Origin of the sequence: Salipaludibacillus sp. CF4.18 (genome assembly GCF_051262595.1) — a bacterium.
In the GTDB taxonomy this organism is placed as follows: Bacteria; Bacillota; Bacilli; order Bacillales; family Salisediminibacteriaceae; genus Salipaludibacillus; species Salipaludibacillus neizhouensis.
The window spans coordinates 61,081-79,021 of sequence record NZ_JBIMEV010000007.1 but is presented as its reverse complement, the minus strand read 5'-3'; the positions used below and the strand labels follow the sequence as shown (position 1 = coordinate 79,021).

15 protein-coding genes and 1 pseudogene are annotated in these 17,941 nt (G+C 38.3%); 11 read left to right on the top strand and 5 right to left on the bottom strand.

Annotated elements, in window-relative coordinates:
* Positions 1-150 precede the first annotated feature (150 nt).
* The 7 genes from ACHABW_RS07105 (at position 151) to ACHABW_RS07075 (ending at position 6,252) form a co-directional block, all read left to right on the top strand.
* Positions 151-636 carry a TRAP transporter small permease gene (locus ACHABW_RS07105; RefSeq protein WP_110938169.1) on the top strand — a complete coding sequence of 162 codons (486 nt, stop codon included), beginning with the start codon at positions 151-153 and terminating at the stop codon, positions 634-636.
* Positions 633-1,898, top strand: coding sequence for a TRAP transporter large permease (locus ACHABW_RS07100; RefSeq protein ID WP_435754672.1), 1,266 nt, complete (start codon positions 633-635; stop codon positions 1,896-1,898). Before ACHABW_RS07105 ends, ACHABW_RS07100 begins: the two co-directional genes overlap by 4 nt.
* Positions 1,899-1,928: 30 nt before the next feature.
* Positions 1,929-2,207 (top strand): cupin domain-containing protein, encoded by a 279-nt coding sequence (locus ACHABW_RS07095; protein WP_435754671.1) that lies wholly within the window; start codon positions 1,929-1,931, stop codon positions 2,205-2,207.
* 9 nt (positions 2,208-2,216) lie between these two features.
* Complete coding sequence (rpiA, locus tag ACHABW_RS07090; RefSeq protein WP_435754670.1) at positions 2,217-2,906, top strand: ribose-5-phosphate isomerase RpiA; 690 nt, start codon at positions 2,217-2,219, stop codon at positions 2,904-2,906.
* A gap of 233 nt (positions 2,907-3,139) precedes the next feature.
* Positions 3,140-4,576: a DEAD/DEAH box helicase gene (locus tag ACHABW_RS07085; protein WP_435754669.1), complete on the top strand. Its 1,437-nt coding sequence runs from the start codon at positions 3,140-3,142 to the stop codon at positions 4,574-4,576.
* A 123-nt stretch (positions 4,577-4,699) separates the two neighbouring features.
* A complete protein-coding gene (gmk, locus tag ACHABW_RS07080) occupies positions 4,700-5,266 on the top strand; it encodes a guanylate kinase (RefSeq protein ID WP_435754668.1) in 567 nt (188 codons plus the stop codon).
* Positions 5,267-5,301: 35 nt separating this feature from the next.
* Positions 5,302-6,252: a TRM11 family SAM-dependent methyltransferase gene (locus tag ACHABW_RS07075; RefSeq protein WP_435754667.1), complete on the top strand. Its 951-nt coding sequence runs from the start codon at positions 5,302-5,304 to the stop codon at positions 6,250-6,252.
* 105 nt (positions 6,253-6,357) lie between these two features.
* Here the strand turns inward: ACHABW_RS07075 and ACHABW_RS07070 are convergent, their stop codons facing one another.
* Positions 6,358-7,263: a LysR family transcriptional regulator gene (locus tag ACHABW_RS07070; RefSeq protein WP_435754666.1), complete on the bottom strand. Its 906-nt coding sequence runs from the start codon at positions 7,261-7,263 to the stop codon at positions 6,358-6,360.
* Between the two features lie 189 nt (positions 7,264-7,452).
* Between ACHABW_RS07070 and gdhA the strand changes: the two genes are divergently transcribed.
* The 4 genes from gdhA to htpX all read left to right on the top strand — a co-directional run bounded on the left by gdhA (position 7,453) and on the right by htpX (position 12,871).
* Complete coding sequence (gdhA, locus tag ACHABW_RS07065; protein WP_435754722.1) at positions 7,453-8,808, top strand: NADP-specific glutamate dehydrogenase; 1,356 nt, start codon at positions 7,453-7,455, stop codon at positions 8,806-8,808.
* Between the two features lie 197 nt (positions 8,809-9,005).
* Entirely contained in the window at positions 9,006-10,253 is a 1,248-nt protein-coding gene (locus tag ACHABW_RS07060) for a PucR family transcriptional regulator (protein ID WP_435754665.1), read from the top strand.
* Positions 10,254-10,360: 107 nt separating this feature from the next.
* Positions 10,361-11,491 carry an alanine dehydrogenase gene (gene ald / locus ACHABW_RS07055; protein ID WP_435754664.1) on the top strand — a complete coding sequence of 377 codons (1,131 nt, stop codon included), beginning with the start codon at positions 10,361-10,363 and terminating at the stop codon, positions 11,489-11,491.
* 459 nt (positions 11,492-11,950) lie between these two features.
* Positions 11,951-12,871, top strand: coding sequence for a protease HtpX (htpX, locus tag ACHABW_RS07050; protein ID WP_110938182.1), 921 nt, complete (start codon positions 11,951-11,953; stop codon positions 12,869-12,871).
* Between the two features lie 94 nt (positions 12,872-12,965).
* Here htpX and ACHABW_RS07045 read toward each other — a convergent pair whose 3' ends face one another.
* The 4 genes and pseudogenes from ACHABW_RS07045 to ACHABW_RS07030 form a co-directional block, all read right to left on the bottom strand.
* Entirely contained in the window at positions 12,966-14,192 is a 1,227-nt protein-coding gene (locus tag ACHABW_RS07045; RefSeq protein WP_435754663.1) for a dicarboxylate/amino acid:cation symporter, read from the bottom strand.
* Between the two features lie 193 nt (positions 14,193-14,385).
* A pseudogene (locus ACHABW_RS07040) lies at positions 14,386-15,355 on the bottom strand (NAD(P)H-dependent flavin oxidoreductase).
* A gap of 229 nt (positions 15,356-15,584) precedes the next feature.
* Positions 15,585-16,472, bottom strand: coding sequence for a vanadium-dependent haloperoxidase (locus tag ACHABW_RS07035; RefSeq protein ID WP_435754662.1), 888 nt, complete (start codon positions 16,470-16,472; stop codon positions 15,585-15,587).
* 319 nt (positions 16,473-16,791) lie between these two features.
* Positions 16,792-17,811: a two-component system sensor histidine kinase NtrB gene (locus ACHABW_RS07030; protein WP_435754661.1), complete on the bottom strand. Its 1,020-nt coding sequence runs from the start codon at positions 17,809-17,811 to the stop codon at positions 16,792-16,794.
* Positions 17,812-17,941: the final 130 nt, after the last annotated feature.

Here is a 17,941-nt window from a genome sequence, read left to right as displayed (position 1 = left end):
TATAAAATAGGGGGAATAAAAGTTCAATATTTATCCGTTCCTCCTATATTTTTCAAAATTGCAAATTAGATTATATTAAATCATCTTTTGTTACTCAATTAAGTAAGCTAAAATATAGAGTCTATTTGCAGAAGGGAAGAGGGAAGTGAAATGAAAAAGATCGTAAAACTACTTGAAAAAGTTCAGCTTTCGATAGGTGTCATTATGCTCAGTATCTTTTTCTTAGCAGTGATTATTCAAGTGGCCACAAGATATTTGGGAGTCTCTGTAATTTGGACAGGAGAAGTGGCGAACTATTCGTTTATCTGGTCGATCTTCATGGGGACGGCAGTGATGATTAATCGGAAAGAGCATTTTAAATTTGATTTACTCTATAAAAAATTAACAGGAAAAATGAGATCGTCGTTAAGTATTTTCAATGATAGTATCCTCTTTCTATTCAGCTTGGCGATTCTATTTTATGGGGTTGCTGCTACAGATAACTTTTGGAATTACAATTGGGTATCCTTACCATTTATGAAAATGGGTTACGTATGGTTATCTGTTCCAGTTATGGGGTTAACAATGATGATTTATTTAGCTTCACACATTATTTACGATATGAAAGGCTTTAATAGAGAGGAGGCAAACAAATGATTGGTGGAATATTAATTGCAACTTTTATAATTCTTATGTTCATCGGTGTACCTATTGCGTTTGTAATCGGGATTGTATCCTTTATTGGTATATTTAATATTCCTTATATACCGGAAGTTACTGTCCCGGTAAGTATGCTTAATGGGTTAAATTCATTTGTTCTCCTCGCTGTTCCATTGTTTATTCTAACAGCAAATATAATGAATTCAGGTGAGATTTCTCAGAAATTAATTGATTTTGCCCTTTCCATTGTTGGACATATTCGAGGTGGATTAGCGCATGCGAATATCCTCGTATCGATGATGTTTGCTGGGGTATCAGGTGCTTCTCAGGCAGATACTGCTGGTGTTGGTAAAGTGCTTATTCCAAATATGAAGAAACAAGGCTATGATACAAAAACAGCAGTTGCTCTTACAGCGGCATCTTCAACGATAGGTGTTATTATTCCACCAAGCATTCCTATGATTATATTTGCAGGCTTAACGAATGTTTCTGTCGGGGCATTATTCCTTGCAGGGCTTATACCCGGTGTAGCAATTGGTCTAGGAATGATGTTGTTTGTTTTTATTCTTTCGATTAAAAGAGGCTATCCCAAAAACCAAAGAGCTTCCTTGAAAAAATTCTTAAAACTGTTCTTTGAGTCCATTCCGGCTCTTCTAACTCCAGTAATTTTAATTGGTGGAATTATTTCAGGAATCTTTACGGCAACGGAAGCAGCAGCTTTCGCTTCAATCTATACACTACTTATTTGTATGTTTATCTATAAAACATTGAAGATCAGAAATTTATATAAAATTTTAGTGGACACATTAACATTAAGCTCATTGTCACTGTTTGCTTTAGCTGCTGCAAGTGCATTAGGAGAATTGATGAGTTATTACCAACTGTCTATAATAGCAAGCGAATTTTTCACTAATAATATATCAAGTAAATGGATTTTTATTATCATCGTTATCCTTTTCTTCTTGTTTATTGGTACATTTATGGATGCGATTCCAGCGATGATCTTATTTATTCCAGTTATTTTACCAATCGCTTTACAATTTGGTATTGATCCAGTTCTTCTAGGCATGGTTACCATCATCTCTTTAGCAATAGGATTAGTAACACCGCCATATGGATTGTGTCTGTTATTGGCAGCAAAAATTGGAAATTTATCAATAGAAAAATCTTTTACTGCTGTTGTTCCATATATACTCATTGTTCTAATAGTACTAACTCTGGTAGTACTATTTCCGGATGTTATGCTATTTGCAAAATAAAAAACCAAGGGTCGAAAGGAATTAATTATTATGGTAAAAAGGGAAGTATTAAGTTCAGAAGGATCTTTAATGGTTGTTAAAGTTCAAATAAAAAAAGGCTTTGAAGGGGATACGGATCAACATCCAGAAGAGCAACTAAGCTATATAGAAAAAGGACAAGTTGAATTTGAGGTAAATGGACAAAAAAACATCTTAAGTGCAAGTGAGACTCAGTATATTCCTTCCAATGAGAAGCATCGTGTAAGGGTAATAGAGGATTGTGTAATTATAGATATTTTTACACCAATTCGTCAGGATCTCTTAAAATAAGAATCCGAGGTGAACGTATTGTTAGACCCGGTCGAGGAAATGAAAAAGAAAGCAGGAGAGAAAGCTGTTGAGTATATTGAGGATGGGATGACTTTAGGACTGGGGTCAGGATCCACCGTTTACTGGACGATAAAAAAAATTGGCAATCTTGTTCAGCAAGGGATGAATGTCAAAGGAATTCCGACCTCTTTACGAACGCAACGGTGGGCAAAAGAGTTTGGTATCCCTTTGACTAATTTCTCGGATGTCGAATTGCTAGATGTAACAATTGATGGTGCTGATGAGTTCACCTCTCAATTAGATTTATTAAAGGGAGGAGGGGGATCACTTGTTAGAGAAAAAATGGTCGCCGAAGCTTCTTCTAAAGTCATTATTGTAGTAGATAAAGCGAAGAAAGTCGAAACCTTAGGTAAGCGCCCAGTACCTGTTGAAGTGATTCCTTTTGGTTGGGAAAGCACTGCAAAGAAAATTAGGTGCATTCATGGGATTCCTCGATTAAGAAAAATAAGTGAAAGTGATATCTTCATTTCCGATAATGGGAATTATATATTTGACTGTGAGTTCAATTCTATAACTAATCCAGAGTATCTGCACAAGCAATTAAAAAGTATGTGTGGTGTTGTGGAAACTGGATTATTTATTAATATGGCTGATATCATATTGATAGGCGAAGAAGTTCACGTATCCTACATTCGATAATACGTAATATTAGACAAGACAGATCATGGACCTATTTGGTTATGATCTGTTTTTTTACACTAAAAATTTTGAGTCTGTGACCTTTATAGGGGAAATAGCTATTATTTACTTATAAGGGTCGATATGTTTGGATTTTAAGATATAATGAATTTAGTCGGATTTTTTGAATATGATATTTCTTTGAGAGAATCCTATATAGAAGTCGGATAATATACTATAAATGAGGTTAATACATGAGTTTTACGAATTATAATTTAAGCGAAGAAATAACAAGGGCACTGAACGTGTTAAAATATAAAACCCCAACCGAGGTTCAAAAGGAAGTCATCCCGCGAGCGATGGAGAATCAAGATCTTGTCGTGAAGTCTCAGACGGGAACCGGGAAAACAGCAGCCTTTGGTATTCCGATTACCGAAATGATCGCATGGGAAGAGAAAAAGCCACAAGCGTTAATTCTTACACCTACACGGGAGCTTGCTGTCCAAGTTCGTGACGACATTACGAATATTGGCAGATTCAAACGTATTAAAGCGATGGCGGTTTATGGAAAAGAACCGTTTGCGAAACAAAAAGAAGAATTACAGCAAAAGACTCACGTCGTTGTTGGGACACCAGGACGAGTGATGGATCATATCGAGCGTGGGACATTGGAGTTAGACCAAGTAAAGTATCTCGTGATTGATGAAGCAGATGAAATGCTCAATATGGGTTTTATTGAGAAGGTTGAGACGATCCTGCAAGCACTACCGGAAAATAGGGTTACGATGGTTTTTTCAGCAACATTACCGAGAGATGTCGAAGCGCTTTGTTTTAAATATATGGAGAATCCTCATCAAATTGAGGTGGCCTCAACCGGAATCACAACTGATACCATTGAGCATCGTTTACTCGAGGTGAGGGAAGAAGGCAAGATTGCCACACTCAAAGACCTTACTGTCGTTGAGAACCCGGACAGCTGTATGATCTTTTGTCGGACGAAAGAACACGTCGATACGTTATTTACCGAATTGGATGAAGCTAATTATTCTTGCGAAAAACTCCATGGAGGATTAGAACAAGAAGACCGATTCGCAGTTATGGAAGGTTTTAAAACAGGGAACTTCCGTTATCTCATTGCAACAGATGTTGCGGCAAGAGGAATCGACATTGATAATGTGACGTTGATTATTAATTATGACGTTCCGATGGAAAAAGAAGGATATGTCCACCGAACTGGAAGAACAGGCCGTGCCGGGAATAAGGGGAAAGCTATCACGTTTGCAACAAGTCGTGAAGCGAAATATGTGAAAGCTATTGAAAAATACATTGGCTTTGAGATTCCAGAAATGGAAGCCCCTAGATATCAGGACGTAGCAAGAGGACAAGCTGCTTTTGATGAAAAGATTAGTGGCCGCCGTGTTGTACGAAATAATAAAACAGAACGGATTAATCATGATATTACAAAGATCCACTTTGGTGGAGGTAAAAAGAAGAAAATTCGAGCAGTAGACTTTGTAGGTACGATTGCAAAAATACCGGGTGTTTCTGCGGATGACATCGGAATCATAACCATCCAGGACACGTTTTCCTATGTGGATATTCTCAACGGAAAAGGTTCATTGGTTTTAGAAGCCATGGAAACAAGCACAATTAAAGGAAAGAAGCTGAAAGTCAGTACAGCGAAGAAGTAATGAAATCGTAACGGGAGGATTATGGTTTACATCATAATTTTCCTGTTTTTTAGTTGACGACTAAAAGTTTTCTGATAAGCTAAATACTATCTATATACGAGTTTAAACGGGAGGTTCTTTAAAATGAGTGGAAATATCATTATTTTATCTGGGTACTCGGCTTCTGGGAAAAATACGATTATAAATGCGATGGATAAAAAGCATTTTGATCTTGTCTATCTTCCGTCAGTCACAACCAGAAAGGTAAGAAAAGGCGAATCACAAGGGAATCCTTATACATTTGTAACTGAGGAAGAATTTTTGCAGAAGGTCAAGGAAGAAGAATTTATCGAATATGAAGAAGTACATGGTAATTTTTACGGAACACCAAAGGATACATACAGACAGGAACTAAAAGCAGGGAAAACGATTATCAAGGATATTGATGTGAATGGAGCCATTCACTTTAAAGAAGTGTTTGGTGATGCGGTAACGTTAGTTTTTGTTCAACCATCCGATGAAGATGCGTTAAAGGAGAGACTCTTAAAACGCGGAGACGATGAAAAAGATATCTTGCTTCGTTTAAAACGAGTGGAGTATGAAAAATCGTTGAAAGGTCAGTTTGATTACGTTGTTGTGAACGATGTGATCGCTGAAGCAGTAAGGGACGTTGAAAATGTTGTGAAAGAAGTGAAAGAGAGAAACGAATAGAATCGGCTCTATGCAAAATGCGAACCCATTAAAGGATGACGACAGTGAATGTAGTAAAACAATCAATTTATACCTATTCTTACACAAAAGAAGAACGATCCATATGTAAGTTAGAAATGCGCGCTTTTTTTGGTTTTGATTCGGAGTCGAATATTTTGGAAACTTCCGTACAGGTGGATCCAAGCCGAAGCCCTTTTATGAAGGAACGCTTGGACGTTCTCGCGGAAGGCTCATCAATTGAGGAAATCATTAAAAAAACGGAAGATATAGTCTTTAAAGAAAAGACGATAAAGCTAGTTTTTATAAAGAATCCTTCCGGCGAATCCCGCTCTTTTTCAGACAGACGGGACATTGAACGAGAAGTTGGCTTCTACCTTCAAGGGGACGTTGACTTGAAAAAACCGGAACAACTACTGGGTATCATGAATCTTAACGGAAAATGGCTTTTCGGAGCGTTATTTCTAAGTGAATCTGTTTGGTTTAAACACCAGCAAAAACCGTATGAATACTCTACTGCATTGAGTACGAGGATGGCGAGAAGCGTAGTTAATATTGCTGTTCCTGATCCTGTTGGTTTAAAAGTTATTGATCCGTGTTGCGGTATAGGTACGGTTCTTATAGAAGCGAGTTCGATGGGGATAGATATTGTGGGAAGTGACATGAATCCAAAGGTAATGTACGGATCACAAAAAAATTTGGCTCACTTTGGCTATGAGACGACCCCAGTAAATTTAGCGGATATGAGAAAAATTTCTGGTGATTATGATGTTGCGATCATCGATATGCCCTATAATTTATGCTCAGTCATTACAGAGGAAGAGCAATTGGAAATGTTCGAAAGTGCTCGCAGTTTTGCAAAAAAGGTATTGGTGGTAACGATTGATCCCGTCGATAAATTTATTAGTCAAGCAGGATTTACTATTGTTGACAGATGTATCGCTACTAAGAATAAAACATTTTTCCGTGAAGTGCTTGTTTGTGAGTAATATGGGATTAGAGGTATCAAAAAGTCGGTATGACTCCTTTGATACCTTATTTCACGTTAAAACAACTGCTTTTTCATATATAGTGATCTTATAAATTATTAAAAATTACGCTTTGAAATGACTTAACCTGGAAAAGAAGTCCTGCAGGAATTCATAGAAGAGTTGTTCCGTTGGAAGAAGTACTCGTTCTTTTGAGGTAATAACTCCTACTGTCCGTGTAACGTTCGGTTCGACTAACGGTATTTTTACGGTGGAACGGGATAGACTATCAACCAAAGTAACTTCTGGCATGAGTGTGACACCAAGACCGGCAGAAACAAGCCCCTTTAAAGCGTCAATATCATCCCCCTCAAAAGCAATATTTGGATGGAATCCCAAATCTGTACAAGCTTTTATAACTATATCACGGAAAACAAAGCCTTCTGGTAGTAGGACAAACGGTTCGTCTTTTAGCTCTCGTAATCGTATGGTTGATCGATCCGCAAGCGGGTGGTGAATCGGCAACAGTGCCACCACATTTTCTGTAAATAGTATTTTTCGCTGGATTCTCTTTGTATCCGGTGGAACCGGACCAATTAACGCCATATTAAAATCTCCTTTGGCAACCCCGCCAATCAAGTCATCGTAGAGAGCTTGCTTTAGTTGAAATTTGGCTTCGGGATATTGCATTCGAAAGGATGAGATGGCAGTAGGTAACGTGTAGGCTGCTAGGCTAATAGGAAATGCAATCCGAATTGTCCCTTTTTCAGGATCCAAGTATTCCGAGACCTCTCGTTTTGCGTCATCCATTACATTCATCCCATGGGAGATACGGTCCAAAAATATTTTACCTATTGGTGTTAATCTCACCCGACGCCCCTCTCGTATAAAAAGATCGACTCCTAATTCATTTTCTAAACTAAATATTTGACGGCTAACTGCTGATTGTGCGACGTGCAGGGCGTTTGCGGCCTCTGTCACGTGCTCTCGAGTAGCAACTTCCATAAAGTATCTAATTTGTCTTATTTCCACGTTTTCAACCCCTTTAATTGCATTCATCTCAAAAAGGCATTAATCCTATCGATTATTGATATTGATTAGATGATTCTTTTAATTATAAAATAAAAAATAGTAGGAAATCTAGAGATAGCTTAAATAAGTTTATATAAATTAGACACATGGAGGCTGAAAAGTATGAAAACGTTAGAGAATATCGAACATATGCATACGCAAGAAAGCCTAAATTACATGAAACAAGTATATCAAACTGTAAAGGAGAGAAACCTTTACGAAACAGAGTTCCATCAGGCAGTCAAAGAAGTATTTGACTCTTTAGTACCTGTGTTTGCGAAAAATCCTCATTACAGAAAACAAGCAATTCTCGAAAGAATCGCAGAACCGGAAAGAACGATTACCTTTAGAGTCCCGTGGGTCAATGATCTAGGAGAGGTAAAAGTTAACCGTGGTTTTCGTGTTCAATTTAACAGTGCTATCGGTCCTTACAAGGGTGGTTTACGCTTTCATCCTTCTGTTAATGCAAGTATTGTTAAGTTTCTAGGGTTTGAGCAAATTTTCAAGAATTCATTAACGGGTCAACCGATTGGCGCAGGAAAAGGTGGGGCTGATTTTGATCCTAAAGGTAAATCCGATGGAGAAGTAATGAGATTTTGTCAAAGTTTCATGTCGGAATTATGTAAACATATCGGTCCTGATACCGATGTTCCTGCAGGAGATATTGGTGTTGGAGCGAGAGAGATCGGTTATATGTTTGGCCAGTATAAAAAGATGCAAGGCGGGTTTGTACCAGGGGTCTTAACAGGAAAGGGCTTGGATTACGGTGGAAGTCTAGCACGTAAAGAGGCTACAGGATATGGCACCGTCTATTTTGTCGAGGAAATGTTGAAAGACAACGCGCTAAGCTTTCAGAATAGTACAGTCACTGTGTCAGGTTCGGGCAATGTGTCTGTCTATGCGATGGAAAAAGCACAGCAGTTAGGCGGAAAAGTTGTTGCATGTAGCGATTCAAGTGGTTATATTTATGACAAACGAGGTATTGATCTCTCAACGATTAAACGATTGAAAGAAGAAGACAATAAACGTATTGATGAGTATGTAACGGAACATCCTGAAGCACTGTTTTTTGAAGGAAGCTCTGGAATTTGGTCTGTTCCTTGTGATATAGCATTACCTTGTGCCACACAAAATGAACTTGATGAGATGGGCGCAAAAATATTAGTCGCTAATGGCGTGGCTGCTGTCGGTGAAGGGGCAAACATGCCGGTCACACAAGAAGCTTACGAAATCTTCTTGGATAATAATATTCTCTTTGCACCGGGGAAAGCTGCCAATGCAGGTGGTGTTTCGGTCTCTGCACTAGAGATGGCACAAAATAGTGCAAGGATAGCTTGGACTTTCGAAGAAGTTGACGAGAAATTACAAGTAATCATGAAGAGGATATATCGCGACAGTATGGAAGCAGCAAAAGAATATGATTCACCCGGTAACTTGGTCATCGGTGCCAACATTGCTGGCTTCGTTAAAGTGGCTGATGCAATGATCTCACAAGGCGTTATCTGAGTGACACCGCTGTTTTAATATAAGCAAATATCTAATAGATTCGTTGAAAACATTCAGGTTTTTCTGGATGTTTTTTTGTTTTTTCCAACGAATTTATGTCAAACCACATGGGGAATGAATAAAAGTATCAAATTCACCTGTTATTTCGTTATAATAAAATAAGAATAATCATCAGAAGAATTGTAAAGGGGGTTTCTATGAAAGACAGTAACTTAAATAAAAGTCCTTTCGCAGGTTCTTTCGAAAGTTTAGAAAGCCTCGTGGATAAAATAAGTGACGTCTTACAATGCCCAGCAACGATTGAGGACACTAACCACCGATTGCTTGCTTATAGTTCTCATGATGAACGTACGGATGCTGCTCGAATTGCCACAATTATGGGGAGAAGAGTTCCTGAAAAGGTCATCAATAGTTTATGGAGAGACGGGGTGATGCCTAAGCTTGTGCAGAGCGAAGACCCGGTGCGGATCTCTGAAATAACGGAAGTAGGTCTTGGTGATCGAATTGCGATTACCATTCGAACAAAAAATGAGATCTTGGGTTATATCTGGGTACTCGAAATCGATAATCACCTTTCAGAGGAAGAGTTAAGGTTACTGAAGGAAGCAGCCAAAGCAGCCAAAAATCATTTATTAAAGTTACAAGGTAACAATCGAAGAAGAGAGAAAAATTATCAAGAGTTTTTTTGGCAACTTCTCACGGGGCATCTGAAATCTCAAGAAGAAATAAAAAGTGGTTTTGAAGAGTTAAATATCTATGCACACTTTCCCATTTCCGTGATGGTTTTTCAGTTTTCTACTGAAATTAGCACCAACATAGAACGATACATTTCATATATGATCACAACAACGGAAAAAATAAGAGTGACATTCCACGTCATTAATCACAACGAGTTGATTTTACTATGTTCCCCGCCTGCAAAAGGGGATTTAGAGGCATCTAAGTTTATCGAAGAGTTTATTGCTCATATGAACCAACGTTTTACTAGCAGTCACATTCAAGGTAGTTGTGGTAACATCTATGAAACCTATGAAAAAGTAGAAGCAAGTTACCAAGAGGCTTTAACGGTATTACGCTTAAAGAAGCAGTTTTCAGAGGAATTGAAGCAGGCAGACTGTTACCAAAATCTAGGGGTATATCGTTATTTAGACCTTCTGATTAAAAAAAACGAGAAAGACGGTTATGAAAATAATTCGTTACAAAAACTAACAGACTATGATGAAATAAATAACACTAATCTGTTAGGGACGCTAGAGGTGTTTATAAACAAAGATAGTCATGTGAATGAGGCTGCTAAGGAATTGCACATACATACGAATACATTGGCGTACCGCCTAAAACGGATCGCAGCTGTAGGCAAAATTAATTTAAGAAGTCCAAATGAAAAGATGACTTTGTATTTAGATATGAAGCTTAATAAAATGAAAAAGAGAGGCCGTTTGTAGAATTTCACAAACAGTCTCTCTTTTTTTCTCTTTTCTCACCAAAGCGAAAAACACTCTTAATGATTATACTCACATTAAGAGAACAATCATAAAGGAGGAAGTTATTCATGATTATTGGGGTGCCGAGAGAAATTAAAAATAATGAAAATCGTGTAGCACTTACACCGGCAGGAGTTGTTTCATTGCTGAAAGCAGGACATTCGGTTCAAGTGGAAACCGAAGCAGGAGTCGGAAGTGGTTTTACGGATGAGTCATTTATTGAGGCAGGCGCAAAAATCGCTTATACAGCATCGGAAGTCTGGAATGCTGAGATGGTTATGAAAGTTAAAGAACCTCTTCCGGAAGAATATACGTATTTCCGCAAAGGGCTGATTTTATTTACGTATTTACACTTAGCCGCTGAACCGGGTCTTGCAAAAGCTTTAACAGAAAAAGGAGTTACGGCTATCGCTTATGAGACAGTTGAAATGAATCGTTCCCTACCACTTCTGACACCAATGAGTGAAGTTGCAGGTCGCATGTCTACTCAACTAGGAGCTCAGTTTCTGCAAAAATTCAATGGCGGCAAAGGAATCCTATTAGCAGGTGTTCCTGGTGTTCAGCGCGGCAAGGTGACCATCATTGGTGGTGGAGTGGTCGGTACGAATGCTGCCAAAATAGCAATAGGACTTGGCGCTAAAGTAACGATTATTGACCTCAGCCCAGATCGTCTTCGTGAAATTGACGATATTTTTGGGAATGAAATTCAAACGCTCATGTCTAATCCATTAAATATTGCTCAAGCTGTAGCAGAATCAGACTTGGTCATTGGCGCTGTTTTGATTCCTGGAGCAAAAGCACCAAAACTTGTCACAGAAGAAATGATTAAAGCAATGACTCCAGGCTCGGTAATTGTAGATGTAGCAATCGACCAAGGAGGGATTTTTGAAACGGTAGATCGTATTACTACTCATGATATACCGACATATGATAAGCACGGAATTGTCCACTATGCTGTAGCAAACATGCCTGGTGCAGTACCAAGAACATCAACGATTGCCCTTACAAACGTGACCGTACCTTATGCAGTGCAAATCGCTAACAAGGGTGTTCACCAAGCAGTGTCCGAGAATGCTTCTCTTAAATTAGGAGTAAACACGGTTGCTGGTTATGTAACATATAAAGCAGTAGCCGATGATCTTGGATATGATTATGTTTCTGTTGACCAGGCGCTTGAAAAAGCCAGGCAAACCGTATAAAATTTTCAAGAACCCTCTCATGATTGATTTGTGAGGGGCTTTTTTAATGGTGAGGTTCTTTAGCATACAGTCACGCCTACATCACAGTTGTGATTGTGACTAACATAATCATTTAGCTACACTTAACTGTCTGAGACGTGGTTGAGTGTTTCTTTATGATGTGTTTAGTGTCAATCAGAAGAAGTTGGTCAGTTAGAACGGCACGAACGAAGTGGAATGGCAAAACTCAGCGGTATCCTCCGCTGAGAAAGGTTCTAAGATTGACGGCCTTTAGAATAAATTTAAAAAGACGTGGAAAAACTTCTGAGGAAGATTTATCACTACTTAACAGGGCACTGGGGAATCGCTAGAAATTTCATTGCGAAAAAACACCATATTTTTCGAGTGATATTTTCTGTTATTCTACCAAAATCGTGTTAAAATATATGAGGAAGTAGTGAAAAAAATGGAGGAGTTTGAATGGGAAAACGAGTTTTATTTTTTCTTTTAACTAATATTCTTGTTATGACAACGATTGTGATCGTCTGGTCATTAATTACAAGGTTTACTAATTTGGGAGGTTCGTTTGATTTAGGTGCAGACGCTTCTGGATTAGGAATTAATTATACATCGTTAATGGTATTCAGTTTACTCGTAGGTTTTGCAGGATCATTTATTTCCTTAGCTATGTCACGATGGATGGCTAAAAAAATGATGAAGGTTAAAGTGCTTGACCCGGATGGACAACTATCGAATGCAGAACGTGCAGTGGTGGAGAAGGTTCATCGCTATTCACGTGCAGCAGGGTTAATGCACATGCCTGAAGTAGGAATTTATCAGTCTGCAGAAGTAAATGCTTTTGCGACAGGCCCTTCGAAAAAACGTTCTCTAGTTTGTGTTTCAGCAGGCTTGCTTAACAATATGGATGAAGCTGCCGTTGAAGGTGTTATTGCCCATGAAGTGGCTCACGTGGCAAACGGGGACATGGTCACGATGACTTTACTCCAAGGTGTTGTGAACACATTTGTTATCTTTTTCGCAAGAATTGCCGCTATTCTCGTATCAAGGTTAGTGCGGTCTGAAATGGAGTTCATCGTTCGTTTTGCGGCAATTATTGTCTTCCAGATTTTGTTCTCGATTCTTGGAAGTTTAGTCGTATCGGCATACTCACGGCACCGAGAGTTTCATGCGGACCGTGGAGGCGGGGACTTAGCAGGTCGCGATAAAATGGCTCACGCGCTTCGCTCACTGCAAGCTCACGTATCACGTGCTACAGTGAAGGACCGCACCGATGATTCCGCGATTCAAACAATGAAGATTAATGGTAAAGGCGGAATGATGAAGCTTTTCTCTTCTCACCCGGATTTAGATGAGAGAATTGCAAGGTTAGAACAGAGATAGTAAATGGAAATAAAAGAATAGCGATAGGTAAGGGCACTGAAAAAGTTATTTTTCAGTGCCCTTTTAGTGCAATGAATGAACATTGCTAATACAATTATCCTTTTTCAGTAGCATTCTTTTCCGTTTTATTAATAACCGCGGCACCAACAAGATCCCCAGTAACGTTCAGTGCTGTTGCTCCCATGCCAATTAGTATATCTACGGCCGCAAGCAATGCAACGGCTTCCATAGGTAGGCCAAGCTGTGCGAAGACAGTAGCTATCATAACGATCCCAGCTCCTGGTACTCCAGCTGTTCCGACAGAGACCAAGGTTCCGATTAAGACGACTTGGAAGATAGCAATTATCGAAAGTGGTTCGCCAATGACATTGGCGGCGAACACTGTAGAAACGGCAATACGGATCGCCGCACCGTCCATGTTCATGGTCGCACCAAGTGGCAAACTGAAGCCGTATAGACTTTTCTTCAGACCCAGGTTTTTTGCAGCATTCAAAGTCACAGGGAGCACACCTGTACTACTTTGAGTGACGAATGCAGTAATCATCGGTGTCCGGGCTTCTTTGAAAAAGCTTATTGGTTTGATTTTTAAAAGAATCATTAATAGAACGTACAGAGCAAGATGTACAATAATTGCAATATACAAGACAATAATGAAATTTCCTAACCCTAAAAGTGTATCGATCCCTTGATTCCCAATGATGTTGGCGAGAATGGCAAAAACACCAATCGGGATATATTGTAAAATAGCTCTCATAATGATTAGTGTTAATTCATTTAGCGAATCAAAAGTTTGGTAAAGACGATCGCCCATTTCATTTAAATGGCTAGATGCTCTCATTACAGATAATCCAATCCCGAACACAAGCGCGGTAAAAATGATACCGAGTAAATTCATTTCGTAAAACCCAGCGATAATATTATCCGGGACAATACTCAGCAGGACTTCAACAATACCTGGATTCTCGGGTACATCAATACTCTCTGTGCCTGAAAATGTTATTCCTTCACCCGGATTGAAAAGACTAGCGACAGTAATTCCGACAATGATAGCAAAAGCTGATGTAGCAAGGTAATACAGAAACACCTTACCTCCCATCCGTCCTAGGTTGCTTGAGCTAGTTTGATTAATCCCAACTATAAGTGTGAAAAAGATGAGTGGGACAATAATAAATTGGAGGAGGTTCATTAACAGATCTCCAAATGGTGAGAGGAGTGATGCACTCTCGCCAAATATAAGTCCGACAGTAATTCCTAGGATGAGTGCAATCGTAACTTTTTTAATCAGTGATACTTCTAGGTATGCTTTCCAAATTTTTCTCATAACAAGACCTCCTTATATAATAAATAATTCCGATGTTATTAGTCAGGTTTAAAGCTAATAAGAGTTAGAATATATGATTGTCTCTCACTTGTCAAAGTTTTGAGGCCGGTTAAGACCCTAGAAAACCCGCATAATACTTGTCGAAGACAAAACAAAGGAAGGACATGATAGCCCTTCCTTTGTTTTGTCTTCGCTAGTTAGATAACAACGTATTAAATTCTGTGAACTCGCTCATAATGTTATCAATGATTTTTTTCACAGGCAAAATATCGTTGATTTCATGAACCCTTGATCCGCTAAAAATAAGTCCATCTTCGGCATCTCCGGCTCTCGATTTCAACAAGGAATCTAGGATACAGTATCTGTGAGAGCATTTTTTTAAACAAGTAACACATTTGTCAATTTTGACTTTTTTTATTTTCACTTATTTTATCTGTAAAAGCGTTTTTAATAGCCCTGCCTTTTAAACCCACGACAGATTCTATTAAAGTGGTATCGCCTTCTTTGCTGTGAAGGAATTTTTCTTTGAAAGATAATGGGGCATCGCACTCTTCACTTGCCACAAATCGTGAACCCATTTGAACTCCGGAAGCACCCATGGCTAGTGCTTTTTTTACGTCTTTTCCATTGATTATCCCACCTGCAGCAATAACTGGTATATTCACTGCCTCAACAACTTCTGGTAGAATCTCAAAGAGTGCTCGGTCAGTTCCTAGGTGACCGCCTGCTTCAAATCCTTCAACTACAACAGCTGAGGCGCCTAACCGTTGAGACATCTTTGCCAACTTTGCTGAAGATACAATGGATATAACTGGCGTATTATAGTCTTTCCCCCAAGAATACATATCTCTTGATATACCCGCGCCTGAAATAATAAAATCTACCTTTTCTTCTAATGCAGCCTTCATTGTTTCAGCAAAATCTGTCATCGCATACAAGACATTCACGCCAATATAGCCAACGCCTTGCGTTAATTCCCTCGCTTTTCTAATGTGGGTTTTTAATTCTTCCACAGATATTCCAGTGCCAGAGATGATACCTATTCCGCCTGCATTTGCAACAGCCGCCGCTAAATTACTTAATGAAATACCTACTCCCATACCACCTTGAATGATTGGTACTGCGGGCTCCATTTGACCGATTTTTAGTTTTGGAAAATTCATTTAAATCCCCCTCTATTGTCCGTAGTGAACATGTTTAAGCGACGTCGAAATGCTTAAAATATTCTAGTGTTTATTGTATCAATGGCCAACACCAATAACAGTGACAATTGTCACCAGTTACTGGTATTTGGTCCTAAACATTACGATTTTGTGACAATAGAGAAGAGTGAAAGAGTATGGATTAACAATAGAAAACATTTACTTTAATAATAAATAGCAGTTTCTTTGCTTAGTAAAGCAATGGTTTAGGTACATGGAGATTCTTCTCTTGATGACTGGATTTTTCACCTTTTAAAAGGGAAGTACAAGCTTCAGGGAAATCATGCGGGATAAATTGCTGATAATCTGTTGGAAATATATCGGCATCTATAAAATCTCTATACGGATTATCAACGGGGAGAAATTCTTTATTATGCTGACTTTTTAGATGTTTAACAATTAATTCTCCGATATACCTTCCGAGTTTTAAACCTTCCGTATTATCAGATGGGAAGTGTACGCCTGCATATAGCCTACTAAATGCATTATCATAAGCTACTTTTTGGAGCTTGTTAGATTCCTTTGGAAAGAAATAACTTAACACAATTTCCGCGCATCCTGACATTGTAGAATGACCAGATGGATAGGATGGAAAACGCGGGGTGCATAATAACGTTTTCATTGTTTGGTCATATTGATTAGGTCTTGCACTGTCCCATTTATATTTCAAGTACCATGTTACAATCATAGCGTCATTAATAGCACCTTGCACTGCAGACAAAATTCTTGCAGCATGAGTAGGACTAACATCATAGGTGTCATTTAAACGGTCTATCACAGGTGTCCATTGTTTAGTTGGTACACCAGTTCCATAGTAGATACCAATTCTTCTGTTACTATCAGAAAGGGAATCTAATGTTTTTTGCACGATCATTAATTCCTTATCAAAATTTATCTGATTAGGATGCTTGATTGGTAGAATCATTCGATTATTAGTTGGATCAAGAAATTTTCCATTCTTGTCTCGATTTAAAAAAGTGAGAGGCCATGAGCCAGCTAATGGGGTAATAGGATTGTCAGGGGACTTATTTTCTCCTGCGTATGGAGTTTCCGACCAGCGTAAATACGTTTCTTTCAATTGCTACACCTCCAACATTTCTTCCTTTATCTTATGAAAGGCGCGGAGGATATGCATAGACGAATACACATATATCTTGTTTTCTCATCAATAAAGTACGAAGGACCTAAGATTAGTTGTTGCTGTCCTCCTTGGGTGGCTGTTAAATAACTCCTTCATTACGATCTCATCTTGTATATAATGATTGCGCTTACATTTAATTGCACCGCTTGACTGGGCAATTTAGGAGATTTTTTGAATGCGGTATGAGAAATTATCTATCGGGTATAAAGTTGTATGGGAGTAATTGAGGGTGGATTTAATTTAAAAATAAAATTGATTATTGAGAAAATCGAATATTAAAAGTAGTCCCAGCTGAACTAGAGTTATAATCAATCTTTGCATTGTTTCTGTTAGCGATGGAAAAACATATTGGGACTCCTAATCCTGTTCCTTCATCTTTTGTAGTAATGAAAGGGGTTGCAATATCATCCATCAATTCAGGGGGGATACCACAACCTTCATCTTGAATAGACAAGAGAACTTTTCCATTCTCTTCAGTGGTTATAATATAAACAGATTTTCCGTAATCCATAGCATCCAGCGAATTGTTGACCAAGTTCAATAATAGCTGGCGGATTTCATTTTTATCGACGTTAATATTTGAAATACTGCCTAGTTTTAAAATAACTGATTTACCTTCTTTTAGTGCTCGCGAATCAAGCAAAGGATAGATGATTTCTATTAAAGTGTTTAAATTGGAGTACTCCAATTTTTCAGGCTTATCTTTGGCAATATCGAGAAATTCGGTAATAATATCATTCACACGGTTTACCTCGTCAATCATTAAATTGAAAATACTTTTGTGGTCAATCAGGGATTCATTTTGAGCCATCAGTTGTAAAAAACCTTTGACACTTGTCATTGGGTTTCTAACTTCGTGTGCTACACCTGCAGCCATTTCTCCAATCACCTTTAATTTTTCGTAATGCTGCTTCTGTTTTTCACTTTTTTTCCGATCTGTAATATCGCTGAACATGACAAATAATCCAGTTGAATTAGGAAAAACTTTCACTTCAAGCCAGTTTTTATTATACAATCCTATCATTTCGAAGGTGGCTGGTTTTTGATTCTCATATATCTGAAGAAGTTTTTCATGTGTAGGGGTATCCTTATACTTAGGCAAAGCTTCCCAAATACTCATTCCTATTAGATCTTTGTTGTTTTCAACAAGAAAGGGCTCAGCGGCCTTGTTAATAAACTCTATTTCCCAATCCGAGTTTAGAAAAAAAGATGCCTCAGAGATACTTTCCAATACCTGAACCATATCTATTTTATATTTAAATTTAGCAGGGTTCATTAGTATAGCCACCTCGCTTTCTAAATTTTCTCAACAGTTAGTTAAATGTATCATAATTTAAAATAGTTTTATATTAAAACTTTCGAAAAAGTATTTAGAAATTAGATATGATTACATTTATTTCATAAAT

Bases quoted from the DNA above. Each gene is read 5' to 3' on its own strand.
- ACHABW_RS07105 (WP_110938169.1), top strand. From the start codon at position 151: ATGAAAAAGATCGTAAAACTACTTGAAAAAGTTCAGCTTTCGATAGGT.
- ACHABW_RS07100 (WP_435754672.1), top strand. From the start codon at position 633: ATGATTGGTGGAATATTAATTGCAACTTTTATAATTCTTATGTTCATC.
- ACHABW_RS07095 (WP_435754671.1), top strand. From the start codon at position 1,929: ATGGTAAAAAGGGAAGTATTAAGTTCAGAAGGATCTTTAATGGTTGTT.
- ACHABW_RS07085 (WP_435754669.1), top strand. From the start codon at position 3,140: ATGAGTTTTACGAATTATAATTTAAGCGAAGAAATAACAAGGGCACTG.
- gmk (WP_435754668.1), top strand. From the start codon at position 4,700: ATGAGTGGAAATATCATTATTTTATCTGGGTACTCGGCTTCTGGGAAA.
- ACHABW_RS07075 (WP_435754667.1), top strand. From the start codon at position 5,302: ATGACGACAGTGAATGTAGTAAAACAATCAATTTATACCTATTCTTAC.
- gdhA (WP_435754722.1), top strand. From the start codon at position 7,453: ATGCATACGCAAGAAAGCCTAAATTACATGAAACAAGTATATCAAACT.
- ACHABW_RS07060 (WP_435754665.1), top strand. From the start codon at position 9,006: ATGAAAGACAGTAACTTAAATAAAAGTCCTTTCGCAGGTTCTTTCGAA.
- ald (WP_435754664.1), top strand. From the start codon at position 10,361: ATGATTATTGGGGTGCCGAGAGAAATTAAAAATAATGAAAATCGTGTA.
- htpX (WP_110938182.1), top strand. From the start codon at position 11,951: ATGGGAAAACGAGTTTTATTTTTTCTTTTAACTAATATTCTTGTTATG.
- ACHABW_RS07045 (WP_435754663.1), bottom strand. From the start codon at position 14,192: ATGAGAAAAATTTGGAAAGCATACCTAGAAGTATCACTGATTAAAAAA.
- ACHABW_RS07030 (WP_435754661.1), bottom strand. From the start codon at position 17,811: ATGAACCCTGCTAAATTTAAATATAAAATAGATATGGTTCAGGTATTG.